This is a genomic window from Glycomyces salinus (assembly GCF_016428645.1).
Lineage (GTDB): Bacteria > Actinomycetota > Actinomycetes > Mycobacteriales > Micromonosporaceae > Glycomyces > Glycomyces salinus.
This window is the reverse complement of record NZ_JAELXW010000015.1, coordinates 84,622-111,409: the sequence shown is the minus strand read 5'-3', so window position 1 is coordinate 111,409 and position 26,788 is coordinate 84,622. Positions and strand designations below refer to the sequence as shown.

Genomic DNA, 26,788 nt, shown 5'->3' with positions numbered 1-26,788 from the left:
TCGGCACCAGCGGCGGTGACCGGCGACCGGGGTCCGGGCGGTGCCGGGCCCCGGCTCGCGGAGCCTCGCCGAGGGGGCCGGTCAGGCGACGAACGCGTTCTCGACGACGGCGGCCAGCTCGGCGGCCACGGACCGGGCGACCGGCTCCTCCGAGGCTTCGACCATGACTCTGACCAGCGGTTCGGTGCCGGAGGGGCGCAGCAGGACGCGGCCGTCGGCGCCGAGTTTGCGCTGCCATTCGACGACGGCGGTGCGCACCGACTCGGTCTCGATGACCTTCTTGTCGGTCACGCTGACGTTGATCAGGACCTGCGGAGCTGCGGTGAACACCTCGGCCAGTTCGGCGAGGCTCCTGCCGGAGGCGGCCATGCGGGCCAGCAGCATGACCGCGGTCAGGGAGCCGTCCCCGGTGGTGGCGTGGTCGGACATGATGATGTGCCCGGACTGCTCGCCGCCGAGGGAGAATCCGCCCTCGGTGAGGCGTTCAAGCACGTAGCGGTCGCCGACCTTGGTGGTCTGGAGTTCGATGCCGGCCGCGTCCATGGCCTGGTGCAGGCCGAGGTTGCTCATGACGGTGGTCACGAGGGTGTCTCCGCGCAGCCGCCCGGACTCGCGCAGGGCCAGGGCCAGGATCGCCATGATCGCGTCGCCGTCGACCACCCGGCCGGCCGCGTCGACGGCCAGGCACCGGTCGGCGTCGCCGTCGAGGGCGATCCCGGCGTCGGCGCCGTGCTCGACCACGGCGGCCCGGAGGCCCTCGAGGTGGGTGGAACCGCAGTTCTCGTTGATGTTGAGGCCGTCGGGGGCGTCGTTGACGGCGATCACTTCGGCGCCGGCGCGGCGCAGGGCCTCGGGGGCGGCCAGGCTGGCGGCGCCGTTGGCGGGGTCGACGACGACCTTGATACCGTCGAGCCGGTGGGGGGCGGCCGCCACCAGGTGCTCGATATAGGTCTCGACCGGGTTCTCCGAGGTGGTGATGCGGCCGACGCCCTTGCCCTGCGGCAGCGGGGCCGGGGCGTCGAGGGCGGCCTCGATGGCGTCCTCGACGTCGTCGGGGAGCTTGCGGCCGCCGGCGGCGAAGAATTTGATGCCGTTGTCGGGCATGGGGTTGTGCGAGGCCGAGATCATGACGCCGAAGTCGGCGCCGGTGACGGCCGTCAGGTGCGCGACCGCAGGCGTGGGCAGGACGCCGAGGTCGACGACCTCGACTCCGGCGGCGGCGAGTCCGGCGGCGGAGGCGGCCATGAGCATCTCGCCCGAGGCGCGGGGGTCGCGGCCGATGACGGCGACCGGTCTGCTCCTCTCGGCGAGCTCGCGAGCGGTCGATCTGCCCAGCTTGCCGGCGCCGAGGACGCCGGCGGCCGCGATGTTGAGCCGGAGCGCCAGCTCCGGGGTGAGGTCGTCGTTGGCCCGTCCCCGGACTCCGTCGGTGCCGAACAGTCGTGACACGGTGGTTACCCCAATTTTGCGGTCTTGGCGATGCTTGCGAGCCGTGAATTGGCCCTCTTGGCGATGCTTGCGAGCCATAAATTGGCCCAGTGGCGAGATGAGAATCGGGGCCGCCGAGGATGTCCTCCTCGGCAGCCCCGTCAAAAGTGCAGACTAGCGCGTTCCCCCTGCCGGGGGAACCAGTGCTAGCGCTTGGAGTACTGCGGCGCCTTGCGGGCCTTCTTGAGACCGTACTTCTTGCTCTCCTTCTCGCGGGCGTCGCGAGTGAGGAAGCCGGCGGACTTGAGCGCCGGGCGCATGTTCGGGTCGATCTCGATCAGGGCCCGGGCGATGCCCAGGCGCAGCGCGCCGGCCTGGCCGGTGGCGCCGCCGCCCTTGATGTTGACCAGGACGTCGAAGTTGTCGCCGGCCTCGACGGTCACGAACGGCTCGGCCACCGTCTGCTGGTGGACCTTGCTCGGGAAGTAATCCTCGAGGGTCTTGCCGTTGATGAGGTAGCGGCCGGTGCCCGGGACCAGGCGCACGCGGGCGATGGCGCGCTTGCGGCGGCCCACGGTCTGGATGGGGCGGTCGGCCGGAACCGACGGGATGCTGGGCACGGACGGGGCCGCGGCCACGTCGGCCGGGACCTCGACCGGAACCTCGGCGATCGGTGCCTCGGTGACCGGTGCCTCGGTGGTCTCGGGGACCTGGGTCTCTTCGCTCACGATTGTCTAATCTCCTTCCGCCCGCGCCTACTGCGCGACCTTCTTGATCTCGTAGGGCTGCGGCTGCTGGGCGGCGTGCGGGTGGCCGGGGCCGGGGTACACCTTCAGCTTCTTGATCTGGGCTCGGCCGAGCTTGGTCTTCGGCAGCATGCCTCGGATGGCCTTCTCGACGACCTTGTGGGGGGCCTTCTCGAGCAGGTCCGCGTAGGACTTCTCCTTGAGGCCGCCCGGGTAGCCGGAGTGGCGGTAGGCCTTCTTGGTCTGCGCCTTGTTCCGGGTCAGGACGACCTTCTCGGCGTTGACGACGATGACGTAGTCGCCGGTGTCGGCGTTCGGAGCGAACGAGGGCTTGTGCTTGCCCCTGAGCAGTTGGGCTGCGTGTGTCGCGAGCCGACCCAACACCACGTCGGACGCGTCGATCACGAGCCACTGCCGGTCGATGTCGTCCGGCTTCGGGCTGTACGTGCGCACAGGTTTACCTAGCTTTCGTTGTCGGTGTGGAACGAACCCCGCGGAGAAAAGCGCGGGACCGCCTGAATCCCGCTCGCGGCGGCGGCTGCCGACCGTGAATCGCTCGGTGGCCGCACGGCCGCCGGTCGGCGGGATTCGTTGGACAGCGCCTCGTGAAGACGGCACTCGAACAACAGCTACATAGTTTACGTGGTCACGGCGGCGGCTCCGAAGGCGGCCGCCGTGACCTCGGATACAGCTAGTTCGCCTCGACGACCGGCAGGTAGACCTTGCCGCCGGTCTCGGCGAACTCCTCGCTCTTCTCCCGCATACCCTGCTGGGCGTAGTCCTTGAGCTCTTGGCTGATCTTCATCGAGCAGAACTTCGGGCCGCACATGGAGCAGAAGTGCGCAGTCTTGGCCGGTTCGGCCGGGAGGGTCTCGTCGTGGTACTCGCGGGCCCGGTCGGGGTCGAGCGAGAGGTTGAACTGGTCCTCCCAGCGGAACTCGAACCGGGCCTTGGACAGGGCGTCGTCCCAGGCCTGCGCGGCGGGGTGCCCCTTGGCGAGGTCGGCGGCGTGGGCGGCGATCTTGTAGGCGATCACGCCCTCCTTGACGTCGTCGCGGTTGGGGAGGCCGAGGTGCTCCTTGGGAGTGACGTAGCACAGCATCGCGGTGCCGAACCAGCCGATCATGGCCGCCCCGATCGCCGAGGTGATGTGGTCGTAGGCGGGGGCGACGTCGGTCGTCAGCGGCCCGAGCGTGTAGAACGGGGCCTCGCCGCAGATCTCCTGCTGGAGGTCGACGTTCTCCTTGATCTTGTGCATCGGCACGTGGCCGGGGCCCTCGACCATGACCTGCACGTCGTACTCCCAGGCGATCTTCGTCAGCTCGCCGAGGGTGCGCAGCTCTGCGAACTGGGCCTCGTCGTTGGCGTCGGCGATCGAGCCGGGCCGCAGCCCGTCACCGAGGGAGAAGGAGATGTCGTACTCGGCGAAGATCTCGCACAGCTCCCTGAAGTGGGTGTAGAGGAAGCTCTCCTCGTGGTGGGCCAGGCACCAGGCGGCCATGATCGAACCGCCGCGCGAGACGATGCCGGTGACCCGGTCGGCCGCGAGCGGGACGTACCGCAGCAGGACCCCCGCGTGCACGGTCATGTAGTCCACGCCCTGCTCGGCCTGCTCGAGGATGGTCTCGCGGTAGACCTCCCAGTTCAGCTTGGCCGGGTCGCCGTCGACCTTCTCCAGGGCCTGGTAGAGCGGCACGGTCCCGATCGGGACCGCCGAGTTGCGGACGATGTGCTCGCGGGTCTCGTGGATGTGCTTGCCGGTCGAGAGGTCCATCACCGTGTCGGCGCCCCACTTGGTGGCCCAGGTGAGCTTCTCGACCTCGGCGGCGATCGAGTCCGAGACCGCCGAGGTGCCGATGTTGGCGTTGATCTTGGTGAGGAAGTTCCTGCCGATGATCATCGGCTCGGTCTCGGGGTGGTTGACGTTGGCCGGGATGATGGCGCGACCCGCGGCGACCTCGTCGCGCACGAACTCGGGCTCCAGGCCCTCGCGGACGGCCACGAACTCCATCTCCGGGGTGACGGTCCCCTGCCGGGCGTAGTGGAGCTGGGTGTTGCCCTTGCCGTCCCCGCGGCGCTCCTCGATCCAGGCCCCGCGCAGCGGCGGCAGGCCCCGCTCGGGGTCGGATCCGGGGCCGGAGGTGTCGTAGAGCCGCACCGGCTCTTCGCCGCCGTCGAGCTCGACCTCGGTGAACGGCACGCGGACGTCCGGCCGGGGGCCGTCCACGTAGACCTTCTTCCTTGCGGTTTTCGCCATGCTGCGCTCCTTATTCGGTGATGGTGGACCGTTCGCGGCGGTCCTTGCGGTCGAGCCACCAGAGGTGGTCCGCCGGTCCGGGTCCCTTGCCGAGTCGCCAGTCCGCCGAGGCGGCCAGCGCGCCGGTCAGGTATTCCTTGGCCTCCCCGATGGCGTCGAGCAGGCCGACGCCGCGGGCGAGGCCCGCGGCGATCGCGGCCGAGAACGTGCAGCCGGTGCCGTGGGTGTTGTTGGTGTCGACGCGCGGGGCCTCGTACTCGGTGAAGTCGCTGCCGTCGTAGAGGACGTCGACGGCGGTGTCGCCGTCGAGGTGGCCGCCGGTGACGAGCACGGGGCAGGGGCCGATGGACGCCAGGGAGCGGGCGGCCTCCCTCATGCCGTCGAGGTCGCCGATGCGGCCGCCGGTCAGCACCTCGGCCTCGGGGATGTTGGGGGTCAGGAGCGCGGGCGCGTCGCCGAAGGCGTCGAGGTAGGCGCCCGGGTCGCCGGTGAAGAGGCTGTCTCCGGTGGTGGTGACCAGGACCGGGTCGATCACGAGGTTGGGGAGGCGTCCGGCGCGGGCGGCGCCGCCGACGACCACGAGCGTGTGCAGATCGGCGAGCATGCCGGTCTTGACGGCGGCTACGTCGAAGTCGGACAGGACCGATTCGAGCTGCGCCTCGAGCATGTCGAGGCCGGCGGGTTCGGCGGCGGCGACGCCGAGGGTGTTCTGGGCGGTCAGCGCGGTGATGACGCTGGTGCCGTGGACGCGGTGCGCGGCGAATGTCCGCAGGTCCGCCTGGATTCCGGCGCAGCCGCCGGAGTCGGATCCGGCGATGGTGAGCGCTACGGGCGGTCGCATCAGAGGTTCGCCATCCCTTCGAAACTCGTCGAGGCCTGCGCGAGGTGGCGTTTCGGGATGCGCCCGGCGAGGCGCGCGGCCCGTCCCGCGTTCACCGCGTCGCGCATGGCCGTGGCCATGAGGGCCGGATCGGCGGCGCGGGTGACGGCGGTGGCCAGCAGGACCGCCGCGCAGCCGAGTTCCATGGCCTGGGCGGCGTCGGAGGCGGTGCCGATTCCGGCGTCGCAGATGACCGGCACCTTGATTTTTTCGCAGATGAGGGCGAGGTTGTGCGGGTTTCGGATTCCCAGGCCGGTGCCGATGGGCGCGGCCAGTGGCATGACGGCCGCGCAGCCGGCCTCTTCGAGGCGGGTGGCCAGGATCGGGTCGTCGTTGGTGTAGGGCAGGACGGTGAAGCCGTCGGCCACCAGGGTCTCGGCGGCGTCGAGCAGTTCGACCGGGTCGGGCAGGAGCGAGTCCTCGTCACCGATCACCTCGAGTTTGATCCAGTCGGTCTCGAAGGCCTCCCGGGCGAGGCGGGCGGTGCGGACGGCCTGCTCGGCGGTGAAGCAGCCGGCCGTGTTCGGCAGGACGTCGACGCCGCAGCGCTCGATGACGTCCACGATGGACCCTCCCGCGTGGGGGTCGACGCGGCGGAGGGCCACGGTGACCAGTTCGGTGCCCGAGGCGGTGATGGCGTCGGCGAGCTGGGCGAGGTTCGCCGCGCCGCCGGTGCCGAGCACCAGCCGGGAGTCGAAGGTCCTGTCGGCGATCTTGAGTTCGGAATCCGTTCCGGTTCGGGGAGCGGGCGGGGCGACGTGTGTGGGCTTGTCCATGGTTCAGCCTCCCTGTGTGGCGGTGAGGATCTCGACGCTATCGCCTTCGTCGAGCGGACGGTCCCATTCGGAGCGGGGCACGACGTCGCCGTTGACGGCGACCGCGAGGCCACGGCGGGCCTCGCTGACGGCCGCGACGGCTTCGGCGACGGTGGCGATGTCTTCGCGCGCGGTGCCGTTGAGTTCGATCTTCACGAGCCCTCCTTGAATCGCAGGGGATCGAATGCCTTGGGGATGGCGTCGTCCACGCCGAGCGCGAGATCCGCTATGCGGTCGGCGGTGCCGGGGAGGAGTGCGATGCCGTGCCGGTAGTGGCCGGTGGCGGCGATGGTGCACTCGTCGAGGCGGCCCAGCAGCGGCAGGTTGTCGGGGGCGGTGGGACGGAAGCCGACGGTGACCTCCTCGAGGTGGTACTCGGCCACTTCGGGCACCACGGCGATGGCCCGACGGAGCAGGTCGTGGACCGCTCCGGCAGTTCCTGTCGATCGATCGAAACCCCGCTCGTCGCTGGTGGCGCCGATGAGGACCTCACGCGATTCGCGGGCGACGATGTAGACCGGATGGCCCTGGACATAGGCGCGGACCGTGGTGCGCGGCAGCGGCTGCGCCGCCGGGGCCCGCAGGCGCAGCACCACTCCTCGGACGGGGCGGATCGGCAGCCCGAAGCGGGCCGATCCGCATCCGGCGGCGATGACGACTTGATCGGCCTCGAGGTCGGCCGGGTCCTCGATCCGCTCGGCCCGGATCCGGGCACCGGCTTGCTCGGCGGCCTCCAATAGGGCCCGGTGGACGGCGCGCGGGTCCACCGCGTGGTCTCCGGGGACCAGCACGCCGCCCCGCGCGCGGTGGCTGAGCAGGGGCTCGGACTTTCGGGAGGCGCGCCCGGTAAGAGTCTCAAGGTTTCTATCGGTCGATCGATAGATATCCTGCTGCCGGTCGATTTCCGCGCGGTCGGCGTCCTCGATCCCGACCATGACGGTCGGCACGTCGCGGTAGCCGACCGCGGTGCCGGAGGCGGCTTCGAGTTCGGCGGCGAAACGCGGCCAGGCGTCGGCCGATTCGGCCATGAACGGGAGCATCGCCCCCTCGCCGAACTGGGCTTCGGTGACCGCGGCGATCATGCCGGCGGCGACGCGCGAGGCGCCCGATCCGGGATCGGGGTCGTAGACGGTGGTGTCGGCACCCTGCCGGGCGGCCCGCCAGGCGATGGCGAGGCCGATGGACCCGGCGCCGACGACGGCGATTCGCATGGCTAAGACCCCTACGGCCTCGAGCAGTTCGGCGGTGGCCCGCTTGGGGTCGTCGGCGTCGGCGATCGCGCCGACGACGGCGACGCCGTGGGCCCCGGCGTCCCGGCAGGCCCGGGCGCGTTCGGCGGTGATGCCGCCGATGGCGATGACCGGGAGGTCGACCGCTTCGCAGACGGCGGCGAGTCCGTCCAGGCCGATCGCGTCGGGGAGGCCGGTCTTGGTGCCGGTCCGGTAGACGGGTCCGACGCCGAGGTAGGTGGCGCCGGCGCGGCGCGCGGCGCGGGCGGCCTCGGGTTCGCGGCAGGTGCCGCCGACGATGGAGGCGGCCGGGAGGATGCGGCGGGCGACGTCGACGGGGAGGTCGTCGTCGCCGAGGTGGACGCCGTCGGCGCCCACGGCCTGAGCTATGTGGACGCGGTCGTTGACCAGGCACAGCGCGCCCTGCTCATCGCAGAGCTCGGCGATCGCGGCGGCGAGGTCGAAGGCGGCCCGGTCGTGGAAGTGGTCTTCGGGGCGGACCTGGACGAGGCGGGCGCCGGCTTGGAGCGCGGCGGCCGCGACGGGGATCGGGGAGGCCCCGGGGCGGGTGTCGGTGATGACGTGGAGCCGCGGTAGACGGGTAGCGTTCATATCTCCTTCTCCCTGCGCCAGCATGACCTGGATCAGGTTCGACGGTCGGGACTACCGAGTCCCCTCTCAGCCCGATGCATCGGGCTCCCGTGGGTGGTTCGCTTACGGTCAACACCGTACGTCATCACGCGCGGCGATGACAAGGCTCGTGCCAAGAAGTGGACACCGGCCGTTCCGCCCGGTTCAGGCTCGGCGTTCGACCTTCAGGACCCGGTAGCCCTTGGCGCTGGCGTGCTTGTCGACGGACCAGCCGTTCTCGGTCAGCCAGCGCGCGAGCGAGTCCGCGCCGAGGTGCTTGGAGACGACCAGCCAGGCGAGGCCGCCGGGTTTGAGGCGCGGCAGCCAGGCCAGCAGCATCTCGTGGAGCGCGGTCTTGCCCACCTTGATCGGCGGGTTGGACCAGATCTCGTCGAACTCGACCTCCCCAGGGACCTCGTCGGGGGTCGAGACCCGCACACTCCCGGGGGACTTCTCGGTGTTCCGGCGGGTCAGGTCCAGCGCGCGCCGATTGACGTCGACGGCCCACACCTCGGCGTCCCCGCGTCGGGCCAGCACCGCGCTGATCGGGCCGTAGCCGCAGCCCAGATCCAGGAAGACGCCCGCCTCCTCGGGCGGGATCACCTTGTGCAGCAGGACGCTCGTCCCCGGGTCCAGGCGCGTCCCCGAGAAGACGCCCGTCGAGGCGGTCAGCTCGTACCGCTCCCCGTCGAGCTCGAACTCGATCACGCGCTCGCGTTCGTCGACTGCGGGCTCTTCGCTGAAATAGTGCTCTGGACGCTCGGCCTGGCCTTCTGACATGCCCCCATTGTCACCCGCGGGGACCTGCCGCTCCCCCTCCAGGGGGAAGGTTCGACGACTCGGGGCACTGTCGTGGATAGGATGCGATCTATGGCACACCGCCCGTCCCCCTTCGGAGTCCCGCAGGGATCGCAGGGACGCTTCGACCACACCGACGAGTATGCCGACCGGCCCGAGAGCGCCGATCGCGATGGCCCGACCGCGCCGACGGTCCGGTTCACTCCCGAGCAGACGCCGATGCCCTCAGCGGAGTCGTTTCGCTCCCCCGAGGAGGAGATGGAGGCGCACCTGGAGCGCATCCACGCCTCCCGCCCCCTCCGCCGCGCCGCCCAGCGCGCCCGCAGCCGCAAGCGCTGGTGGCTGATCGCCCTGTCCGTGGTCAGCGGTCTGGCCGTCGTGGCCGCCTGCACCGCAGGGGCCTACATCGTGCTCAACGAGGGCGAGGAGAATCCGACCGCGCAGCCCGGCTCCGACGACTCCGAGCCGTCCGAGGACGCCGACTCCGAGGCCGACGAGGCGCCCGAGGTGGTCGACCCGATCGAGAGCCGCGAGACCGACTCCGAGCCGCTGTCGGTCGCCGAGCTGTTCGGCTCGACCACGTTCACTCCGGCCGGGGCCGACGGGTCCTACGAGGTCCTCGAGACCGAGGAGCTCGCCGACTGCTCCGAGGCCGGGCTCGAGGACCTGGCCGACCTGCTGGCCGATTCGGGCTGCACCCAGGTCGTGCGCGCGACGATGGTCGACTCCGGCGGCGAGTTCGCCGCCACGGCGGGCGTGGTCAACCTGGCCGACGCCGCCGAGGCCGAGGAGCTGCGCGAGGCCGTCGAGTCCGGGGGCAACTTCGCGGTGCTGCGCACCGGCGGTGACGCCTCCGAGTTGGGCCGGGCCAAGACCATGCTCGGTTACATCGCCTACGGCCACTACCTACTGTACGTCGTCATCGGCCGCACCGACGGCGAGGACCTCACCGAGGCGGACGACCCGGTGCTGACGGTGGTGAACGACCTGGTCGACGTCTGGCTGGTGGACCAGCTCCGGCCGCGCCGCGACGTGGAGTGACCGGCGGGGACCGGCCGCGGAATGTCCGCACCGCGGATACTTCGTGAGGAACATATGGCCTTGCCGTTAACATTCGCTTCCGCGTATTGCGTTGACCTATCATCCCATGTTTCTATCGAGGGGAGTCGATGGGCGACCCTCTGCCCTTCGCTCTGCCACAACGCCGTCCACCAGTGATCCCCCCGATCCGGCAGGAGCACAACATGCACACCCTCTCGCGCCACGCACGGCGCGCGGCGGCGGTACTGGCCGCCACGGCGCTCACCGTTGCCGCCGCAGTCGTACTCGGTTCCGGCCCGGCCGAGGCCGTACGGCCCCCGGGCATCCCGTCCGCCTCAACAGCACAGTCCGAATTGAACACTCTGACCGTCACTCCGGAGTCGAACAACGGCTCCTACGACCGCGACCTGTTCCCCCACTGGTCGAGCGTCGGCGGCGGCTGCACCGCCCGCCAGTACGTCCTCGGCCGCGACGGCAGCAATGTCGAGACCGGCTCGGACTGCCAGCCCGACTCCGGCTCCTGGCAGTCCGACTACGACAACACCTGGACCAGCGACGTCTCCAACGCCACGATCGACCACGTCGTGCCCCTGCACGAGGCGTGGGGCTCGGGCGCGTGGGCCTGGAGCACCTCGCAGCGCGAGGCCTTCGCCAACGACGTCGACTCCCCGCAGCTGTGGATCGCCTCCAGGTCGTCGAACAGCTCGAAGAGCTCCTTCGACCCGGCCGAGTGGATGCCGTCGAACACCTCGGTCCGCTGCGACTACGTCAAGGCGTGGATCCACGTCAAGTACTTGTACGACCTGGCCGTCGACTCGGCCGAGCACAGCGCGCTCCAGTCGCACATGAGCACCTACTGCGGCACCAGCGGTGGCGGCGGCGAGTGCGCCGGCGCCTTCGACGGCCCGGCCACCATCACCGAGGGCACGACCATCGAGGCCCCCGTGACCGTCGACTGCGACGGCGCGGCCTCGTCTTCGAGCACGGTCACGGTCGAGATCTCGCACCCGTACTCCGGCGACATCGAGGCCGACCTGGTGGCGCCGGACGGGACGGTCTACACCGTCCAGTCGTCGGGCTCGGGTTCGGGCGAGTTCGGCACGCGCTCCTACTCGCTGGACCTCTCGAACGAGTCCGCTTCGGGCACTTGGACGCTCGAGGTGACCGACACCTATTGGGGCGGCTCCACCGGCGCCCTTGAGGGCTGGTCCATAGAGCTGTGAGGCGCAAGCCGGGGCCGGGCGAATCGCCCGGTGTTTCTGGGTGCGGTGGTGTTCAAGGCGGTTTTCCTAGTCGGGTGTCTGCGCTGGTAGCCTCGCTTCAGCCCAACGCTGAGTTTAGGATACCAAACTTGGGATATCATGTCTCAATAGAATCGGAGGCCGCCGTGACCGGACCCACTCGCCGCAGGACCCGCCTGACCGACAAGGAGACCGAGGAGCGGATGCTGACCGCCGCCGTCGACATGGTCGGCGAGACCGGCCTGACGGTGAGTCTGGAGCACCTGAGCTTCGAGGACGTCATCCGCCGCGCCGGGGTCGCCCGCAGCGCCGTCTACCGCCGCTGGCCCTACAAGGACCTGTTCTTCTCCGACCTGCTGCGCGAACTGTCCAAGGGCGCCGTCCCGGCGGAGTTCGGATCCGAGACCTCGGTGCGGGAGGTGGCCGAGGCCGTCTCCGCGCGGCTCTATCTCCTGGCCACCCCCGAGGGCCGCCACCGCCTCCTGAGCGAGGTCGTCCGCGCCAACCGCGATTTCGAGACCGTCCGCCACTCCACCGCCTGGCGCTCCTACCTCGCGCTGCACGCGACCTTCCTGAGCCTAGAGGACGGGCCGCTGCGGGACGACGTGCGCGAGGCGCTCACCGCGGCCGAGCACGGATTCGTCACCCGCATAGCCGACGCCCACCGGCAGTTCGCCCGCCTGCTCGGCTACCGGATCCGGCCCGAAGTCGGCGCTGGATTCGAAACGCTCGCGACCCTGCTGAACGCCGCGCTCCGCGGCATGCTGCTGATGGAGCCGACCATTCCGGGCCTGTCATCGGAGCGGATCGAGGGCAGGCCGTTCGGCGCGGTGGCGTCGGCCGAGTGGAGCCCGTCGGCGCTGGCGCTCGGCGCCATCGAATGGACCTTCCTCGAACCCGATCCGGACGTCGTCTGGAACGAGAAGCGCGTCGCGGAGGCCCGTGACGCGCTCGAACGCATCGCCCGGGGCGACTGAGTCACCGTCCCGGGATCGCTCCGGGCGTCACCGCCGGTTCAGAGGACGATCCTTTCGCCGACCAGCCGGGAGACCAGGTCCCCGAGCATGACCGCGCCGACCGCGCGGCCCTGGTCGTCGACGGCGAGCGCGACGTGGGTGACCTCGCTCTGCATGGCCGACAGCGCCCGGTCCAGCGGCGTGTCGGCGGCGAGGCGGACCAGGGGCCGGACGGCCTCGGCCGGGAGCGGCTGGTCGTAGTCGTAGTCGAGGAGGTCCTTGATGTGGACGTAGCCGATCTCTTCCCCGGTCCGGCCGGTGATCGGGAAGCGGGAGTAGCCGGTCTCCACGCAGCGCTCCCGCAGGTCGCCGACGGTGCTGGTGTCGGCGGCGGTGACCAGGTCGTCCATGGGGACCGTGATCGACTCGACCGTCTCGTCGCCGATGGAGAGCGCGCCGGTCAGCAGGGTGTGGGCCTCGTCGTCGAGCAGGCCCTCCCGCTTGGACTCGGCGATGTACCCGGCGACCTGGTCGGCGGTGAAGGCCGAGGCCACCTCGTCCTGCGGGGTGACCTTCAGCAGCCGCAGCACCGCGTTGGCGATCCAGTTGATGACGACCAGCAGCGGCTTGAAGACGGTGACGATGACGTACAGCGGCGGGCCCAGGATGAGCGCGGCCCGTTCGGGGGCGGCGATCGCGATGTTCTTGGGGACCATCTCCCCCACCGTCATGTGGAAGGACAGGACGATCGTCAGCGCGATGACCAGGGCGATGGGGTGCACCATCGCGTGCGGTACGCCCATCGAGTCCAGCGGTCCCTCGATCGCGTGGGCGACGGCCGGTTCGGCGACCGCGCCCAGGCCCAGGGAGCACATGGTGATGCCCAGTTGCGCCCCGGCCATCATCAGCGAGACGCGTTCCAGGGCGCGCAGGGTCAGGCGGGCCGCTTTGCCGCCGGCGGCGGCGCGCGGTTCGATCTGGGTGCGCCGGGCCGCGATCAGGGCGAACTCGGCGCCGACGAAGAAGGCGTTGCCGGCCAGCAGGATCAGGCCGATGAGGATGCCGGTGAGGTCCATAACCGGTCGCCCCCTTCGTTCTCGGGCGGCTCGGGGGCCGAGGCGGTCAGGCGGATTCGGGCGACTCGGCGGCCGTCGACGGCGGTGACTTCGAGGCGGCATCGGACCGGGGTGGGCAGCCCGTCCTCGTCGAGCAGGCTCCGGTCGAATCCGTCGAGGTCGATCGCGTCGCCGTTGCGGGGGAAGCGTCCGAGGGTCTCGGTGACGAGCCCGCCGATGGTGTCGGTGTCCTCCGGTTCGGGCAGTTCGACGCCGGTGGCGTCGCCCACCTCGTCGGGCCGCATCAGGCCGGGGAGGCTCCAGGCCCCGTCAGGCAGGCGCCGGGGCCGGCCGGCGGGCCGGTCCTGCTCGTCGTCGATCTCCCCCAGCACCTCCTCGACCAGGTCTTCGAGCGTGACGATGCCGTCGGTGCCGCCGTACTCGTCGACGACGACGGCCAACTGGAGTTCTTCGCGCAGCGGCGCCAGGACGTCGTCGAGGTGCATGGTTCCGGGGACGGCCGCGATCGGCCGCTTGAGGGCCGCGGCGGTCACCGTGTGGCGGCGTTCGGCCGGGACGGCCAGGGCCGACTTGAAGTGGACGGCCCCGATGATGTCGTCGACCGATTCGCCTTCGACCGGGAAGCGGGCGTATCCGGTGGCCGAGACCAGGTCGAGGATCTCGGCGGCGGTGGCGTCGGCGTCGACGAACCGCACTCGCGGTCTGGGGGTCATCACGTCGGCGGCGGTGAGCAGGTCGAAGTCGGCGGCCTGGGCGAGCCGGTTGGCGGTGCCGCGGTCGAGCAGCCCTTGATCGGCCGAGCGGGTCGCCATCGCGCCGAGCTCTTGGGCGGTGCGGGCGGTGGCCAGCTCCTCGCGCGGTTCGACGCCGAGCGCGCGCACCATGGCGTTCGAGGCGCCGTTGAGCACCCAGATCAGGGGCTTGCCGGCGGCGGTGAAGAGCCGCTGCGGTCCGGCCACGGCGCGGGAGATCCGCAGCGGTTCGCTGATGGCCCAGTTCTTGGGGATGAGTTCGCCAAAGACCATCTGGGAGACGGTGGCGATCACGAACGCCGCACCGAAGGCGACGCCCAGGCTCGTGCCCTCGGGCAGTCCGGTCGCGCTCAACGGCGCCGACAGGAGAGTCGCGATCGACGGTTCGGCGATGAAGCCCACGATCAGGCTGGTGATGGTGATGCCCAGTTGGGCGCCGGACAGCTGGGTGGAGAGGCTGCTCAGGGCCCGGCTGACCGAGCGGGCGCGCCGGTCGCCGGACTCGGCGGAGCGGACGATGGCGGGGCGGTCGACGGTGACGAGTGCGAACTCGGCGGCGACGAAGAGGGCATTGAACGCGATGAGTACGACGGTCAGCGCCAGAAGAATCCAGGCCGCTGTCACCGGTGCGTCACCTCGGTCGAATGCGACAGCGGCTCGGATCTGTGACGGTCATCGTCCATACCGAGAAGATACTAGGGGGTGTCCGGTGGTCCCGAACGGGCCGGATACAGCCTCGCCCGGGACCACCGGACACCCCTAGAGCGGGAACGGGCGCCGAGGCCGCGGTTCAGTGCCCTCCATCGCTCCCAGGCGGTTCGGTTCCGAGCGTCCTGACGCGGCGGGTGGTGTCGCTGCGGGCCCTCCAGGCGGCCGGGTCGTCGGCGTAGTCGACCTCGACCAGGGTCAGGCCCTCGGGGCCGACGACGTGGACGTCGTTCGCTCGTTCGCCGAGGTCGAGCAGGGAGGCGAGCCAGTCCTCGTCGCGGCGGCCGTCGCCGACGGCGAGGGCGGCCCCGACCAGGCTGCGAACCATGGAGTGGCAGAACGCGTCGGCGCGGACGGTGGCCACCGCCGTGCCGTCGCCGTCGCGGGCCCAGTCGTACTGGAGCAGCTCGCGGATGGTGGTCGCGCCCTCGCGGTGCTTGCACAGGCCGGCGAAGTCGTGTTCGCCCAGCAGCGACTGGCAGGCGGCGTGCATGCGGTCGAGGTCGAGCGGCCGCGACCAGGCGAGGGTGTCGCGGCGGCGCAGCGGGTTGACGCCCCAGGTCGCGTCGGCCACCCGGTAGGTGTAGCGGCGCCACCGGGCGGCGAAGCGGGCGTTGAACGCCGGATCGACCGCCTCGGACGACGTTATCCGCACGTCGGGGGGAAGGATGCCGCGCAGCCGCCACAGCAGCCGCTCGGCCAGTTCCTCCCATTTGGCGGTCGGCACGTCGACGTGGACGACCTGCCCGGTGGCGTGCACACCGGCGTCGGTGCGCCCGGCGACGGTGAAGTCCTCGACAGCGCCGAAGAGGATCTCCAGTCCACGGATCACCTCGGCGGCGACGGTGCGCCGCCCCGGTTGCAGCGCCCACCCGGAGAAGTCGGCGCCGTCGTAGGCGACCCCGAGCCGCAGCCTGGTCCTGTCCACAGAAATCCTCCGGAAACGGAGAACCGCGCGCGGGGCAGGGCCCTCGCGCGCGGTTCTCGCACGTCGCTAGTCGACCAGCTCGATGATCGCCATCGGCGCGTTGTCGCCCTTGCGGTTCCCGGCCTTGATGATCCGGGTGTAGCCGCCCTCGCGCTCGGCGAACCGCGGCGCGACCTGCTCGAACAGGTCGTGGGTGGCGTCCTTGTTGCGCAGCTTGGCCAGCGCCAGGCGGCGGTGGTGCAGGCTGCCCTTCTTGCCGTACGTGATCAGGCGCTCGGCGTAAGGACGCAGCCGGCGGGCCTTGGTCAGCGTCGTGGTGATGCTGCCGTGCTCGAACAGCTGGGCCGCCAGGCCCGAGAGCATCAGCTTCTCGTGTGCCGGGGATCCGCCCAGGCGCGGGCCCTTGGAAGGTTTGGGCATCGTCTTGCTCCTCTGGGTTTGGCGCGGCCGGCCGTTTCACGGAACCGACCGCCACTGTTTCGGGCAGCGCTAGAGCTGCTCGGTCTCGCGGAGTTCCTCACCGTCGTCTTCGTACTCGTCGCCCTCGGGGGCCTCGCTGCCTCCGTAGGCCGCGGCGGCCTCGGACGGGTCGAAGGTGCCCGGCGAGTCCTTCAGGCTCAGGCCCATGCCGGCCAGCTTCATCTTGACCTCGTCGATCGACTTCTGCCCGAAGTTGCGGATGTCGAGCAGGTCGGCCTCGGTGCGCTGGATCAGCTCACCGACGGAGTTGACGCCCTCGCGCTTGAGGCAGTTGTAGGACCGGACGGTCATGTCGAGGTCCTCGATCGGCAGCGCCAGGTCGGCCGCCAGCTGCTGGTCGGCCGGGCTGGGCCCGACGTCGATGCCCTCGGCCTCGGTGTCGAGCTCGCGGTAGAGCCCGAACAGCTCGACCAGGGTCGAGCCGGCCGAGGCCAGCGCCGTCCGCGGCGAGGTCGAGGCCTTGGTCTCGACGTCGACGGTCAGCTTGTCGAAGTCGGTGCGCTGCTCGACGCGCGTGGCGTCGACCGAGTAGGCGACCTTGAGCACCGGCGAGTAGATCGAGTCGACCGGGATGCGGCCGATCTCGTTCGTGTCGGCCTTGTTCTGCGGGGCCGACACGTAGCCTCGCCCGCGCTCGACCACGAACTCCATGTCCAGGCGGCCCTTCGAGTTGAGGGTCGCCAGCTTGAGCTCGGGGTTGTGGACCTGCACGCCGGCGGGCGGCTGGATGTCTCCGGCGAGGACTTCGCCGGGGCCTTCCTTGCGCAGGTACATGGTGGCCGGCTCGTCGTTCTCCGAGGAGACGCAGATCTGCTTGACGTTCAGCACCAGCTCCACGACGTCTTCCTTCACGCCGGGGATGGTGGAGAACTCGTGCAGCACGCCGTCGATCTTGATCGAGGTGACCGCCGCGCCCGGGATGGACGACAGCAGGGTCCGGCGCAGCGAGTTGCCGAGCGTGTAGCCGAACCCGGGCTCGAGCGGTTCGATGGTGAACTTCGAGCGGGTCGGGCTGATCTGCGACTCGGTGAGCGATGGCCGCTGAGTGATAAGCACTTCGGTGATTCCTTCGGTTCGGGGCGCCCGCTATATGACGCCGCTGACACTTGGAGTATTTCGATCCCTAGACGCGGCGGCGCTTGGGCGGACGGCAGCCGTTGTGGGGCTGCGGCGTCACGTCGTTGATCGATCCGACCTCGAGGCCGACGGCCTGGAGCGAGCGGATCGCGGTCTCGCGGCCGGAGCCGGGACCCTTGACGTAGACGTCGACCTTGCGCATGCCGTTGTCCATGGCACGGCGCGCGGCGGCCTCGGCGGCCATCTGCGCGGCGTACGGGGTCGACTTGCGAGAGCCCTTGAAGCCGACCTGGCCCGAGGAGGACCAGGAGACGACCGCACCGGTCGGGTCGGTGATCGACACGATGGTGTTGTTGAAGGTGCTCTTGATGTGGGCGTGCCCGTGGGGCACGTTCTTCTTCTTGGCGCGCGAGGTTTTGGACCCGCCGCGAGTCTTCGGTGGCATCAGTTGCGCTCCTAACGTGCCTTCTTCTTGCCCGCGACGGTCTTCTTCGGGCCTTTGCGGGTGCGGGCGTTGGTCTTGGTCCGCTGACCGTGGACCGGGAGGCCGAAGCGGTGACGCAGGCCCTGGTAGCAACCGATCTCGATCTTGCGGCGGATGTCGGCCTGCACCTCGCGGCGCAGGTCGCCTTCGACCTGGTAGTGCTCCTCGATGTGGTCGCGGAGCTGCACCATCTCTTCGTCGGTGAGGTCCTTGACGCGCTTGTTCCGGTCCAGGCCGGTCGCGGCGATCGTCTCGAGCGACCGCGTACGGCCGACACCGTAGATGTAGGTGAGCGCGATCTCCAGGCGCTTGTCGCGCGGGAGATCCACTCCGACCAGGCGTGCCATCTAGGCGTTCTCCTAGCGTTGTCGGAGGTCTGACCGCTGCCGCCCCGCAGCGGTCCGCGTTGGCGAACCCGCAGTGCGGGCCCCGGCCTCCGAGCCGGGGGTTGTGGCGTCGGCCGCCACTGGCAGTGGTTGCCCCTGTCGGGGCCTTCCATGATGCGTTGAGATCTAGCCCTGACGCTGCTTGTGACGCGGGTCGGACGAGCAGATGACCATCACTCGTCCGTGCCGGCGGATCACACGGCAGTTCTTGCAGATCTTCTTGACGCTCGGTTTGACTTTCACGAGTCCTGCTTAGCTGTAGGTCAGGTCAGCGATAGCGGTAGACGATCCGACCGCGTGACAGGTCATACGGCGAGAGCTCCACGACTACCCGGTCCTCGGGGAGGATGCGGATGTAGTTCTGGCGCATTTTGCCGCTGATGTGTGCGAGTACTTTGTGGCCGTTGGTGAGTTCCACCCTGAACATGGCGTTCGGGAGGGACTCGACAACCTTGCCTTCAATCTCGATGGCACCGTCTTTTTTCGGCATGTCCTCCGCTACCGTGACAACTCGGATCCGAACACCCCGCACCCGGGTCGGGTGCGAGGCAACTGGCACTGCCAGCCCGCGAGGCGGGCGGGCGAGAGAATGCAGCCCTATATGTTCAGCCGCGCCGGGCTCACCGGAGCGCGTGGGAACCCGGGCAGGGTCTGCACCACTGATGGAGTCTACTCGCGTCCCGAAGCCGCCCACCAGGGGACCTGCCCGTGACGGGCGGCACTCGGACGCGTCACTCGATCACTTGGAGTAGTACTCGACCACGAGCTGCTCGTCGCAGATGACCGGGACGGCCTTGCGCTCGGGCACGCTCAGGAAGCGGGCGATCAAGCCCTCCAGGTGCGCCTCGACGTAGGCCGGGGTCTGCTCGGAAGCCCAGGCGCCGGCGGCGGCCAGCTTGAACGGGTCCATCGAGCGCGACTTCTTCTTCACCTGCACGAAGTCGCCGGGCTTGAGCCGGTACGACGGGATGTCGACCTTGCGGCCGTTGACGGTGAAGTGCCCGTGGTTGACGAACTGGCGTGCCTGGTAGACCGTGCGCGCGAATCCGGCCCGCAGCACGAACGCGTCGAGGCGCGACTCGAGCAGGCCGACCAGGACCTCACCGGTCTTGCCGGGCTTGCGCACGGCCTCGGCGTAGACGTTGCGCAGCTGACGCTCGCTGATGTTGTACTGCGCGCGCAGCCGCTGCTTCTCGACGAGCTGGTTTTTGTAGTCCGATTCCTTCTTGCGGCCGCGGCCGTGCTGCCCCGGAGGGTAGGGACGGCGCTCCATGTACTTGGCGGCCTTCGGCGTCAGCGCGACGCCGAGGGATCGGGAAAGCTTGACTTTCGCCTTGGCTTGCAATTTCTCTCCAGTGAATTCATGTGTTGCCTCACACGAGGCACAGGTCGCCTCCGACCGGCGGAGACGCGGGAGTGTAGCGCGCATCGAGGCGCGCACACGGGTATACGGCTGGTCGACGCGCTCGTGCAGAGCACGTCAACTCTGCCAGGGTACGCGCCGCGGTCAGGAGCGCCCAGCTCGGGCCGCGGCGAGAGTGACGAGGCGCTCCACCAGCTCCCCGTACGAGAGCCCGGCCGCGGCGAAGGCCTGCGGCACGCCGCTCATCGGGGTCATGCCCGGCATGGTGTTGACCTCGTTGAGGTAGACGGTGCCGTCCTCGGCCAGGAAGCAGTCGACGCGGGCCAGGTCGCGGCAGTCCAGCAGCCGGAAGACCTTCCGGGCCAGGTCCTGGGCGCGCTCGGTCACGCCCTCGGGGAAGTCGGGCCTCAGGTCGAACGGCTCGGGGTTGTCCAGGTACTTCGCGTCGAAGTCGAACCAGCCGTCCTCGCCGCGGGCGAGCACCTCGAGCGGGTAGGTGACCTCCAGGTCGCCGTCGAGGGTCTCGACCACGCCCATCTCGATCTCGCGGACGTTGACGAAACCGGCCTCGAACACGACCTTGTCGTCGACCTCGCGGGCCTTGGCCACGGCCTCGGCCAGGTCCGAGGCGGACTTGGCGCGGCTGATGCCGAGGCTGGAGCCGGCGCGGGCGGGCTTGACGAACACCGGCAGGCCGAGCCGCTCGACCACGGCCTCGGCGTCGAGCTCCTCGCCGGCCTTGAGCACCGCGAAGTCACCCTGTGCGACGCCCTCGGCGGCCAGCAGCCGCTTGCTGAACTCCTTGTCCATGCACAGCGAGCTGGACAGGACGCCCGAACCGACGTAGGGCAGGCCGGCCATCTCGAACAGGCCCTGGATGGTGCCGTCCTCGCCGTAGGGCCCGTGCAGGACCGGGAAGGCGACCTCGGCGACCGGGGTCGAGCCGGGGCCGAGGTCGACCGCGACGGCCTTCCCGGCCTCGGCGGTTACCTCGGGCAGCGACGAGCCGGACTCGAGGGCGAAGCTCGTCCCGGCCGGCAGCTCGACCCAGTCGCCCTCGCGGGTGATGCCGATGGAGGTGACCTCGAAGCCGCGTTCGCGGAGCGCGTCGGCAACGCCGGAGGCCGAGGCGCACGAGACGGGCTGTTCGACGCTGCGTCCGCCGAAGAAGACGGCGACGGTTGGCTTAGTCATGGTTGATCGGACCTCAGAGTGTCGGTTTCGGGTTTCGTCTCGCGGCCCATGAGCATGGCCACCGCTGCCCGGGGGTCGAGTCCTTCGTGGCAGACCCGCACGACCGCCTCGCAGATGGGCATCTCGACTCCCACCTTGCGGGCGAGGTCGGTGATCGAGCGGCAGCTCTTGACCCCTTCGGCGGTCTGCTTGGTGACGCGCTCGGCCTCTTCCAAGGTGGCGCCGAGCCCGAGCTGCTCGCCGAAGGTGTGGTTGCGGGACAGCGGCGAGGAGCAGGTGGCGACCAGGTCGCCGAGGCCGGCGAGGCCGGCGAAGGTGCCCGGGTCGGCGCCGAGCCGGATGCCCAGGCGGGTGGTCTCGGCCAGTCCGCGGGTGATGATGGTGGCCCGGGTGTTGTCGCCCAAGCCCATGCCCGCGGCCATGCCGTAGGCGAGGGCGATGACGTTCTTGACCGCGCCGCCGAGCTCGCAGCCGATGACGTCGGTGTTGGTGTAGGGCCGGAAGTAGCCGGTGGTGACCGCGCGCTGGATCGCGACGGCGCGCTCATGGTCGGAGCAGGCCACGACCGAGGCGGTCGGCTGCTGCTCGGCGATCTCGCGGGCGAGGTTCGGGCCGGTGACGACGGCGATCCGCTTCGGGTCGGCGCCGGTGACCTCGGCGACGACCTCGGTCATGCGGGCGGTGGTGCCCAGTTCGATGCCCTTCATGAGGCTGACCAGGGTGGTGTCGGGTCCGATGAGATCGGACCAGGCGGCGAGGTTGTCGCGCAGGGTCTGGCTGGGGATCGACAGGACGACGATTTCCGCGCCGCGCAGGGCTGCGGCGGGGTCGCCGGTGGCGGCGACGCGTTCGGGCAGTTCGACGTCGGGGAAGTAGTCGGGGTTTCGGTGGTGCTCGTTGACCGCCGCGGCGACCGCCTCCCGCCTGGCCCAGAGCGTGACGTCGGTGCCGGCGTCGGCGAGGATCTTGGCGAACACGGTCCCCCAAGATCCGGCTCCCATCACGGCTGCTCTCACTCGTTCGACTCGCTTTCTTCGCTTCGGCTCTTGCGGAGGTCGAACAGGGGCGGAGGGGTCTGGCCGCGGAGCTCGGCGACGCCGAGGCGCAGGGTGTCCATGATGTGGTCGGTCACGGCGGTGAGGCTCTCGCGGTCGATCTCGGTGTCCTTCCACCGCGACAGGTCGATCGGCGGGAGGGCCTTGACGGTGACCGGTTTGCGCCTGCCGAGTTTGAGCTTGGGGCTGCGGTGGCGGTCGTGGATGGCCAGGGCGCCCCACTGGACGATCGGGACCACGGGGGCGCCGGTCTCCATGGCCAGTCGCGCGACGCCGGTCTTGCCTCGCATGGGCCAGCGGTCGGGTTCCTTGGTGACGCTGCCTTCGGGGGCGATGAGGACCGAGCCGCCGTTCTGGAGGACCTTGACGGCCTCCCGCAGGGAGTCTCCGGCGTCGCGGCGGCCGCGGTAGACCGGGATCTGGCCGGTGGCCTTGAGGATCGGTCCGAGGACGGGGATCTCGACGAGGGTGTTCTTGAGCAGGAACCTGGGGTGGCGCCCGGAGTTGTAGACGAAGTGGCAGACCGGGAGCGGGTCGATGTCGGAGTAGTGGTTCCAGACGAAGATGACCGGGCCGGTGAGCGGGATGTGCTCCATCCCCCGCCAGTCGCGCTTGGTCAGCAGCGCCATGCCGCCCTTGAAGACGCCGCCGGGGATGTGGACCCAGCCGAGCCGGTCGCCTCCCGCTCGGCGGAAGGCGTACTTGGCGCCGACCGTCTCCTCGGTCACCCGGTTGCTCCTTCTGTGTGGGATGGTTCTGTGGAGAGCACTCTATAGCCCGTCCCGTGGGGGACGGGAGACGGGAACGCGGCTGTGGGTGAAACATCCCTCGCCTCGATCCGGCCGATACGAGGCGTGAACCGCCAGGTACGCGACGGAACGAATCCGGTAGCTGAGGGTACCGACGGCTTGCGCCCGCCAAGCTATGATGTCATCATAGAGTCATAATGACATCTACCCCGTCGACTTGACGGCACCCAACTATCGACTCGACTCGGAGTGAGTGAACATGAACTGGCGTCTCTTCGGATGGCTCGCGGCCCTGTTCGGCGGCGCGATCGTCGCGGTCTGGCTGGCGGCCACCGTCATCGGCTGGATCTTCGCCGGCATCGGGGCGCTGATCAAGATCGCCCTGGTCGTCGGCGTCGTCGGCGGGCTGGTCTTCCTGGGCTGGAAGGCCAAGAACGCCATCAGCGGCTCCGATCGCCGCCAGCTCAGGAAGTAAGAACCCTCTTGCAGGGCACCGTCAAAAGCTTCAACGAGGACACCTCGGGAGAGGTCGTCCTGGACACCGGCCGCCGCGTCCCGTTCGACGCGGCGGCCTTCGGCGCCTCCGGACTCCGCTTCCTGCGCCCCGGCCAGCGCGTCCAACTCGACACCGCCGAGGACGGCCGCGTGGTTCGCGTCCGCATCCCCACCATCACCCCCTGAGGGTGTTGGGGTTCACTTCTTTGGTCACGCCCAAGTACCGTATGAGTCGTGAGCGGGACACGGAGGCGGGTGGCCGCGGCCGGCGGCGTGCTGTGGCGCACAGTTGAAGGCGGGATCGTCGAGGTGGCCGCCGTCTGGCGGCCCAAGGTCGGGAACTGGTCGCTGCCCAAGGGCAAGCTCGACGGCGGCGAGCACCCGCTGACCGCGGCGTGCCGCGAGGTCGAGGAGGAGACCGGGGTGCCGGTCATCCCCCAGATGTGGCTGTGCCGGGCCTCCTACGTGCTGCCCAATCCCGCCGGCGACGTGCACAAGACCGTCGACTTCTGGTCGATGCGGACCGAGAAGCCCGAGGCCGCCTTCACCGCCGACGACGAGATCGGCGAGATGCGCTGGATCCCCCTGGACGAGGCCCGCGACTTCCTGGACCGACCCCGCGACCAGCAGGCACTGGGAGCCTTCTCGGCCCTGCCGGCCGTCACCTCCACGATCCTGCTGGTGGCCCCGGCCGAGGTCGACGCCGGCTTCGACGGGCCCGAAGTGGCCCGGCCCCTGAGCGAACGCGGCCGCGACCAGGCGGTGCGGCTGGCCGGCCTGGCGGCCCTGTACCAGCCCGAGCGGGCGCTGAGCGCCACCGGCAGGGCCAGTGTGCAGACCGTCGAACCGGTCGCGGGGGCCGTGCGGTGCCCGATGAACGGCGACTCGGTCTTCGACGCCGAGGCCCACGGGCGCAACCCGGAGCGGTCGAGCTCCCGGCTGCGGGAGCTGGCCGCGGCCGGCGGCTGCGCGATCGTGTGCGCCGACGCGGCCGTGATCAGCGACACCGTGGCGATCCTGGCGGACGAGGACGAACTGGCCGCCGCCGACGTGTCCACGCGCGCCGGCGAGGGCTGGGTGCTCTCATTTGCCGGGCAGCGCCTGATCGGGCTGGAGAGGCTCTAAGGCCCTCGCGCTACCGTATTTGCTGCAAACCGCAAATTAGGAGGTAGCCGTGCCGCCGAGCGCACCCACGCCGTTGAACGGCCGGGCCCTGACCAACTGGGCCGGGAACGTCGTGTTCACTCCCGACCGGTTCGAACGCCCCGCGACCCTGGAGGCGGCCCAGGAGGCCGTGGCCTCCGCCGAGCGCGTCCGCGTGCTGGGCTCGGGCCACTCGTTCAACACGATCGCCGACTCGGGGTCGGTCATGATGTCGCTGGCCGACATCGAACCGTTCGTCGAGATCGACGCCGAGGCGGGCAAGGTGCGGGCGGCCGGCTGGATCACCTACGCCGTGCTCAGCGGCGCCGTGGCCGAGGCCGGGTTCGCGCTGCACAACCTGGCTTCGCTGCCGCACATCTCGGTGGCCGGTTCGATCGCGACCGGCACGCACGGTTCGGGCGACCGGAACGGGAACCTCGCCACGGCCGTGGCGGCGCTGGAGTTCATCGACCCCGACGGGCGGATCAGGACGGTGCGGCGCGGCGACGAGGACTTCCCGGGCTCGGTGGTGCACCTGGGCGCGCTGGGGCCGGTCGCGGCGGTGACGCTGGATCTGCTGCCGAGTTTCGAGATGCGCCAGTACGTCTACGACGACATGGACTTCGACCGGGCCGTGGACGGCCTCGACGAGCTGACCGCCTCGGCCTACAGCACCAGCCTGTTCACGCCGTGGGGGCCGCGGCCGCGGTTCCAGTTCTGGGCCAAGCAGCGCGTGGACGAGCAGACGCAGCCGTTCCCGCCCACCGAGCGGTTGGGGGCGCCGCTGGCCTCCGGTCCGCGGCATCCGATCCCGGGGGTGGACCCGAGCGCATGCACGGTGCAGCAGGGCCGGACCGGTCCCTGGCACGAGCGGCTGCCGCACTTCAAGTTCGAGTTCACCCCGAGCGTGGGCGAGGAGCTCCAGTCGGAGTACCTGGTCGACCGCTCGCAGGCGCCTGATGCGCTGCGGGCGATGCGGGAGGTCTCGGACGCGCTCGGTTCGGCGGTCCAGATCTGCGAGGTGCGGACGATGGCCGCCGACGATCTGTGGCTGAGCCCGGCTTACGGGAGGGAGACGGTGGCCTTCCACTTCACGTGGGTGCGCGATTATGAAACGGTTGCGCCCGCGATGGGAGTTGTGGAGGAAGCGCTCGATTCGTTCGACGCGCGGCCGCATTGGGGGAAATTGTTCACGATTCCCATTACCGAAGTGCGTTCGCAATACCCCCGAATGGGTGAGTTCGAAAAACTGCGGAAGCGGTTCGATCCAGAAGAGAAGTTCGGGAACGAGTTCTGCTCGGCACTGCTGGGCGGGAGCGCCCGCTTACCGTTTGTGTCCGCTCATCCGGACAAGGACGCACTCGGCGGACAAAGTCGAGGGCATTCAGGTGGCTCCTGAATGCCCTCTGTTCCCGTGCGAGTGCAAAATCCATCCGCTTGGGCCCGGCCTGGTATCCCGGCCGGGCTCTTTTCAGCGGCGCGCGCGCTTGGACGCCTTGCGCGCCGGTGCCTTCTTCGCCGTGCTCTTCTTGGCGGTGCTCTTCTTCGCCGCCGTCGACTTGCGCGCCGTGGTCTTCTTCGCGGCCGCCTTGCGCGTGGCCTTCTTTGCCGTGCCGCGCTTGGCGGGCGCGGTGGCGACCGAGCGGCTGCGCGTCGAGGCGGCCCTGGTGGTCTTCTTCGCCGTGCTCTTCTTGGTGGTGCTCTTCTTCGCCGCCGTTTTCTTGGCGGCACTCTTCTTCGCGGTCGAAAGCCTCGGCATCTTCCGCTTTCCGGTGACCAGTTCTTTGAAGCCTGTACCGGGCCGGAAGGCCGGGATAACGGTCTTCTTGACGCGGACGGCCTCTCCAGTGCGCGGGTTGCGCGCCATGCGCGCGGCCCTCTGACGCTTCTCGAAGACACCGAATCCGGCGAAGGAGACCTTCTCCCCTTTCACCACCGCGCGCTGTATCTCGTCGATCGCGACGTCCACGACTTCCTTCGCAGCGGCGCGGTCTCCAGTGCGAGCGGCTATCCGATCGACGAACTCTGCCTTGTTCACGAGTCCTTCCCTCCCGATAAGGTTGTCTAGCTATACCAGCCGTTAAGCGCACGTTATGACGTTTCCAAAGCCAACGCAACTGTTTCGAGGAAAAAACCCTTGTGTCGCAGGGCTTTTTTATTTGGACGCCCGAAATCGACGCTCACAACCCCGTTGGGACGGGCGGAAACACGCCTGGAGCCGGCGGCTCGGCCACCGGCTCCAGGCGTGTCGAATTCGATTGTCCGGCGTGTCGCGCTCTACACCGGGAGAGTCCTAGGCCGCCAAGCGTCCCGGTCCGACTCGAAGGCCGCGATCCGGTCCTCGTCGCGGAGGGTCAGCGACACGTCGTCGAGGCCCTCCATCAGGCGCCAGCGGGCGAAGTCGTCGAACTCGAATTCCCAGGTGCGGCCCTGTGCCCGGACCTCGCGTTCGACCAGGTCGACGGTGATTTCCAGGGTCGGGTCGGCCTCGACGGCCCCCCACAGCCACTCGACCGCCTCGGTCGGCAGTTCCACAGTCAACAGACCGTTCTTGAGGGAGTTGCCGCGGAAGATGTCACCGTACCGGGGGGCGATGACGGCCTTGAAACCGTAGTCCTTGAGCGCCCAGACCGCGTGCTCGCGCGAGGAGCCGGTGCCGAACTCGGTTCCGGCGATCAGGACCGTGGCCTGCCGGAAGTCGTCCTGGTTCAGCACGAACTTCGGGTCGTCGCGCCACTCGGCGAACAGGGCGTCCTCGAAGCCGGTCTTGGTGACCCGTTTGAGGTAGACGGCCGGGATGATCTGGTCGGTGTCGACGTTGGAGCGCCGCATCGGGAGCGCGGTGCCGGTGTGCGTCGTGATCTTCTCCATCACGCT

30 protein-coding genes, 1 pseudogene and 1 riboswitch are annotated in these 26,788 nt (G+C 69.8%); of the genes and pseudogenes, 7 read left to right on the top strand and 24 right to left on the bottom strand.

Translation table 11 applies throughout. The features are described 5' to 3' along the window. Window positions 1–81 precede the first annotated feature (81 nt). The 9 genes from glmM to JFB92_RS06475 all read right to left on the bottom strand — a co-directional run bounded on the left by glmM (window position 82) and on the right by JFB92_RS06475 (window position 8,765). Window positions 82–1,449: a phosphoglucosamine mutase gene (glmM, locus tag JFB92_RS06515; protein WP_199036139.1), complete on the bottom strand. Its 1,368-nt coding sequence runs from the start codon at window positions 1,447–1,449 to the stop codon at window positions 82–84. 185 nt (window positions 1,450–1,634) lie between these two features. Then, window positions 1,635–2,159, bottom strand: a complete 525-nt coding sequence (gene rpsI, locus JFB92_RS25330) for a 30S ribosomal protein S9 (RefSeq protein WP_199036188.1) — start codon at window positions 2,157–2,159, stop codon at window positions 1,635–1,637. A 24-nt stretch (window positions 2,160–2,183) separates the two neighbouring features. After that, window positions 2,184–2,627, bottom strand: coding sequence for a 50S ribosomal protein L13 (rplM, locus tag JFB92_RS06505; protein WP_199036137.1), 444 nt, complete (start codon window positions 2,625–2,627; stop codon window positions 2,184–2,186). Between the two features lie 238 nt (window positions 2,628–2,865). After that, window positions 2,866–4,431, bottom strand: coding sequence for a phosphomethylpyrimidine synthase ThiC (thiC, locus tag JFB92_RS06500; protein WP_199036136.1), 1,566 nt, complete (start codon window positions 4,429–4,431; stop codon window positions 2,866–2,868). A 10-nt stretch (window positions 4,432–4,441) separates the two neighbouring features. Beyond that, on the bottom strand, window positions 4,442–5,272 hold the full coding sequence (thiD, locus tag JFB92_RS06495) for a bifunctional hydroxymethylpyrimidine kinase/phosphomethylpyrimidine kinase (RefSeq protein WP_199036134.1): 831 nt from the start codon (window positions 5,270–5,272) through the stop codon (window positions 4,442–4,444). Further along, window positions 5,272–6,087: a thiazole synthase gene (locus tag JFB92_RS06490; RefSeq protein ID WP_199036132.1), complete on the bottom strand. Its 816-nt coding sequence runs from the start codon at window positions 6,085–6,087 to the stop codon at window positions 5,272–5,274. Before JFB92_RS06490 ends, thiD begins: the two co-directional genes overlap by 1 nt. A gap of 3 nt (window positions 6,088–6,090) precedes the next feature. Next, window positions 6,091–6,282 (bottom strand): sulfur carrier protein ThiS, encoded by a 192-nt coding sequence (gene thiS / locus JFB92_RS06485; protein WP_199036130.1) that lies wholly within the window; start codon window positions 6,280–6,282, stop codon window positions 6,091–6,093. Further along, on the bottom strand, window positions 6,279–7,967 hold the full coding sequence (thiO, locus tag JFB92_RS06480; protein ID WP_199036128.1) for a glycine oxidase ThiO: 1,689 nt from the start codon (window positions 7,965–7,967) through the stop codon (window positions 6,279–6,281). The genes thiS and thiO overlap by 4 nt, the downstream gene beginning before the upstream one ends. Continuing rightward, window positions 7,958–8,068: riboswitch (TPP riboswitch) on the bottom strand. Its footprint overlaps the gene before it by 10 nt. Before the next feature lie 82 nt (window positions 8,069–8,150). Further along, entirely contained in the window at window positions 8,151–8,765 is a 615-nt protein-coding gene (locus JFB92_RS06475; RefSeq protein ID WP_199036126.1) for a class I SAM-dependent methyltransferase, read from the bottom strand. A gap of 90 nt (window positions 8,766–8,855) precedes the next feature. On the opposite strand from JFB92_RS06475, the gene JFB92_RS06470 reads away from it, so the two are divergent. The 3 genes from JFB92_RS06470 (at window position 8,856) to JFB92_RS06460 (ending at window position 12,042) form a co-directional block, all read left to right on the top strand. Beyond that, on the top strand, window positions 8,856–9,824 hold the full coding sequence (locus JFB92_RS06470; RefSeq protein WP_199036124.1) for a hypothetical protein: 969 nt from the start codon (window positions 8,856–8,858) through the stop codon (window positions 9,822–9,824). Between the two features lie 203 nt (window positions 9,825–10,027). Then, a complete protein-coding gene (locus tag JFB92_RS06465) occupies window positions 10,028–11,047 on the top strand; it encodes a proprotein convertase P-domain-containing protein (protein ID WP_199036122.1) in 1,020 nt (339 codons plus the stop codon). A gap of 164 nt (window positions 11,048–11,211) precedes the next feature. Beyond that, the gene (locus JFB92_RS06460; RefSeq protein WP_199036120.1) at window positions 11,212–12,042 is read left to right on the top strand and encodes a TetR/AcrR family transcriptional regulator; all 831 of its coding nucleotides are present in this window, start codon (window positions 11,212–11,214) and stop codon (window positions 12,040–12,042) included. A 38-nt stretch (window positions 12,043–12,080) separates the two neighbouring features. Here JFB92_RS06460 and JFB92_RS06455 read toward each other — a convergent pair whose 3' ends face one another. The 13 genes and pseudogenes from JFB92_RS06455 to JFB92_RS06395 form a co-directional block, all read right to left on the bottom strand. After that, window positions 12,081–13,097, bottom strand: coding sequence for a hemolysin family protein (locus JFB92_RS06455; RefSeq protein WP_199036119.1), 1,017 nt, complete (start codon window positions 13,095–13,097; stop codon window positions 12,081–12,083). Then, the gene (locus JFB92_RS06450) at window positions 13,067–14,473 is read right to left on the bottom strand and encodes a hemolysin family protein (protein ID WP_199036116.1); all 1,407 of its coding nucleotides are present in this window, start codon (window positions 14,471–14,473) and stop codon (window positions 13,067–13,069) included. The genes JFB92_RS06455 and JFB92_RS06450 overlap by 31 nt, the downstream gene beginning before the upstream one ends. 166 nt (window positions 14,474–14,639) lie before the next feature. Further along, window positions 14,640–15,485 (bottom strand): tRNA pseudouridine(38-40) synthase TruA, encoded by an 846-nt coding sequence (gene truA, locus JFB92_RS06445; RefSeq protein WP_199036114.1) that lies wholly within the window; start codon window positions 15,483–15,485, stop codon window positions 14,640–14,642. 72 nt (window positions 15,486–15,557) lie between these two features. Further along, window positions 15,558–15,905 (bottom strand): annotated as a pseudogene (gene rplQ / locus JFB92_RS06440) (50S ribosomal protein L17); the annotation flags it as partial. A 69-nt stretch (window positions 15,906–15,974) separates the two neighbouring features. Continuing rightward, window positions 15,975–17,021, bottom strand: coding sequence for a DNA-directed RNA polymerase subunit alpha (locus tag JFB92_RS06435; protein WP_199036112.1), 1,047 nt, complete (start codon window positions 17,019–17,021; stop codon window positions 15,975–15,977). A gap of 67 nt (window positions 17,022–17,088) precedes the next feature. Next, window positions 17,089–17,487, bottom strand: coding sequence for a 30S ribosomal protein S11 (gene rpsK / locus JFB92_RS06430; RefSeq protein ID WP_199036110.1), 399 nt, complete (start codon window positions 17,485–17,487; stop codon window positions 17,089–17,091). Between the two features lie 11 nt (window positions 17,488–17,498). After that, window positions 17,499–17,873, bottom strand: coding sequence for a 30S ribosomal protein S13 (rpsM, locus tag JFB92_RS06425; RefSeq protein WP_199036103.1), 375 nt, complete (start codon window positions 17,871–17,873; stop codon window positions 17,499–17,501). A 165-nt stretch (window positions 17,874–18,038) separates the two neighbouring features. After that, entirely contained in the window at window positions 18,039–18,155 is a 117-nt protein-coding gene (rpmJ, locus tag JFB92_RS06420) for a 50S ribosomal protein L36 (protein ID WP_081687242.1), read from the bottom strand. Between the two features lie 25 nt (window positions 18,156–18,180). Continuing rightward, complete coding sequence (infA, locus tag JFB92_RS06415) at window positions 18,181–18,402, bottom strand: translation initiation factor IF-1 (protein WP_026929479.1); 222 nt, start codon at window positions 18,400–18,402, stop codon at window positions 18,181–18,183. 249 nt (window positions 18,403–18,651) lie between these two features. Further along, window positions 18,652–19,257, bottom strand: a complete 606-nt coding sequence (gene rpsD / locus JFB92_RS06410; protein WP_233162472.1) for a 30S ribosomal protein S4 — start codon at window positions 19,255–19,257, stop codon at window positions 18,652–18,654. A 162-nt stretch (window positions 19,258–19,419) separates the two neighbouring features. Next, window positions 19,420–20,469 carry a D-alanine--D-alanine ligase family protein gene (locus tag JFB92_RS06405; protein ID WP_199036088.1) on the bottom strand — a complete coding sequence of 350 codons (1,050 nt, stop codon included), beginning with the start codon at window positions 20,467–20,469 and terminating at the stop codon, window positions 19,420–19,422. After that, window positions 20,466–21,470 carry an NAD(P)H-dependent glycerol-3-phosphate dehydrogenase gene (locus JFB92_RS06400; RefSeq protein ID WP_199036086.1) on the bottom strand — a complete coding sequence of 335 codons (1,005 nt, stop codon included), beginning with the start codon at window positions 21,468–21,470 and terminating at the stop codon, window positions 20,466–20,468. The genes JFB92_RS06405 and JFB92_RS06400 overlap by 4 nt, the downstream gene beginning before the upstream one ends. An 11-nt stretch (window positions 21,471–21,481) precedes the next feature. Then, window positions 21,482–22,252, bottom strand: a complete 771-nt coding sequence (locus JFB92_RS06395) for a lysophospholipid acyltransferase family protein (RefSeq protein ID WP_199036084.1) — start codon at window positions 22,250–22,252, stop codon at window positions 21,482–21,484. A 280-nt stretch (window positions 22,253–22,532) separates the two neighbouring features. Between JFB92_RS06395 and JFB92_RS06390 the strand changes: the two genes are divergently transcribed. Genes JFB92_RS06390 through JFB92_RS06375 form a run of 4 tightly spaced genes read left to right on the top strand, consistent with a single transcriptional unit; the run spans window position 22,533 to window position 25,310 of the window. Beyond that, entirely contained in the window at window positions 22,533–22,748 is a 216-nt protein-coding gene (locus JFB92_RS06390; protein WP_199036082.1) for a hypothetical protein, read from the top strand. Window positions 22,749–22,756: 8 nt separating this feature from the next. Continuing rightward, window positions 22,757–22,954 (top strand): cold-shock protein, encoded by a 198-nt coding sequence (locus JFB92_RS06385; protein WP_199036080.1) that lies wholly within the window; start codon window positions 22,757–22,759, stop codon window positions 22,952–22,954. Window positions 22,955–23,002: 48 nt separating this feature from the next. Continuing rightward, window positions 23,003–23,893: an NUDIX domain-containing protein gene (locus JFB92_RS06380; protein WP_199036071.1), complete on the top strand. Its 891-nt coding sequence runs from the start codon at window positions 23,003–23,005 to the stop codon at window positions 23,891–23,893. A gap of 49 nt (window positions 23,894–23,942) precedes the next feature. Then, window positions 23,943–25,310, top strand: a complete 1,368-nt coding sequence (locus JFB92_RS06375) for a D-arabinono-1,4-lactone oxidase (protein ID WP_199036069.1) — start codon at window positions 23,943–23,945, stop codon at window positions 25,308–25,310. Between the two features lie 72 nt (window positions 25,311–25,382). Here the strand turns inward: JFB92_RS06375 and JFB92_RS26055 are convergent, their stop codons facing one another. Both JFB92_RS26055 and leuD read right to left on the bottom strand, forming a co-directional pair. Beyond that, window positions 25,383–25,949 carry an HU family DNA-binding protein gene (locus JFB92_RS26055; protein ID WP_199036067.1) on the bottom strand — a complete coding sequence of 189 codons (567 nt, stop codon included), beginning with the start codon at window positions 25,947–25,949 and terminating at the stop codon, window positions 25,383–25,385. Between the two features lie 239 nt (window positions 25,950–26,188). After that, complete coding sequence (gene leuD / locus JFB92_RS06365; protein ID WP_199036065.1) at window positions 26,189–26,782, bottom strand: 3-isopropylmalate dehydratase small subunit; 594 nt, start codon at window positions 26,780–26,782, stop codon at window positions 26,189–26,191. Window positions 26,783–26,788: the final 6 nt, after the last annotated feature.

What these genes read in the sequence shown, in the direction of transcription:
- thiC (WP_199036136.1), bottom strand. Translation starts at nt 4,431, where the DNA reads ATGGCGAAAACCGCAAGGAAGAAGGTCTACGTGGACGGCCCCCGGCCG.
- thiD (WP_199036134.1), bottom strand. Translation starts at nt 5,272, where the DNA reads ATGCGACCGCCCGTAGCGCTCACCATCGCCGGATCCGACTCCGGCGGC.
- JFB92_RS06490 (WP_199036132.1), bottom strand. Translation starts at nt 6,087, where the DNA reads ATGGACAAGCCCACACACGTCGCCCCGCCCGCTCCCCGAACCGGAACG.
- thiO (WP_199036128.1), bottom strand. Translation starts at nt 7,967, where the DNA reads ATGAACGCTACCCGTCTACCGCGGCTCCACGTCATCACCGACACCCGC.
- JFB92_RS06475 (WP_199036126.1), bottom strand. Translation starts at nt 8,765, where the DNA reads ATGTCAGAAGGCCAGGCCGAGCGTCCAGAGCACTATTTCAGCGAAGAG.
- JFB92_RS06470 (WP_199036124.1), top strand. Translation starts at nt 8,856, where the DNA reads ATGGCACACCGCCCGTCCCCCTTCGGAGTCCCGCAGGGATCGCAGGGA.
- JFB92_RS06465 (WP_199036122.1), top strand. Translation starts at nt 10,028, where the DNA reads ATGCACACCCTCTCGCGCCACGCACGGCGCGCGGCGGCGGTACTGGCC.
- JFB92_RS06455 (WP_199036119.1), bottom strand. Translation starts at nt 13,097, where the DNA reads ATGGACCTCACCGGCATCCTCATCGGCCTGATCCTGCTGGCCGGCAAC.
- rpsK (WP_199036110.1), bottom strand. Translation starts at nt 17,487, where the DNA reads ATGCCACCGAAGACTCGCGGCGGGTCCAAAACCTCGCGCGCCAAGAAG.
- rpsM (WP_199036103.1), bottom strand. Translation starts at nt 17,873, where the DNA reads ATGGCACGCCTGGTCGGAGTGGATCTCCCGCGCGACAAGCGCCTGGAG.
- infA (WP_026929479.1), bottom strand. Translation starts at nt 18,402, where the DNA reads ATGCCGAAAAAAGACGGTGCCATCGAGATTGAAGGCAAGGTTGTCGAG.
- JFB92_RS06405 (WP_199036088.1), bottom strand. Translation starts at nt 20,469, where the DNA reads ATGACTAAGCCAACCGTCGCCGTCTTCTTCGGCGGACGCAGCGTCGAA.
- JFB92_RS06400 (WP_199036086.1), bottom strand. Translation starts at nt 21,470, where the DNA reads ATGGGAGCCGGATCTTGGGGGACCGTGTTCGCCAAGATCCTCGCCGAC.
- JFB92_RS06390 (WP_199036082.1), top strand. Translation starts at nt 22,533, where the DNA reads ATGAACTGGCGTCTCTTCGGATGGCTCGCGGCCCTGTTCGGCGGCGCG.
- leuD (WP_199036065.1), bottom strand. Translation starts at nt 26,782, where the DNA reads ATGGAGAAGATCACGACGCACACCGGCACCGCGCTCCCGATGCGGCGC.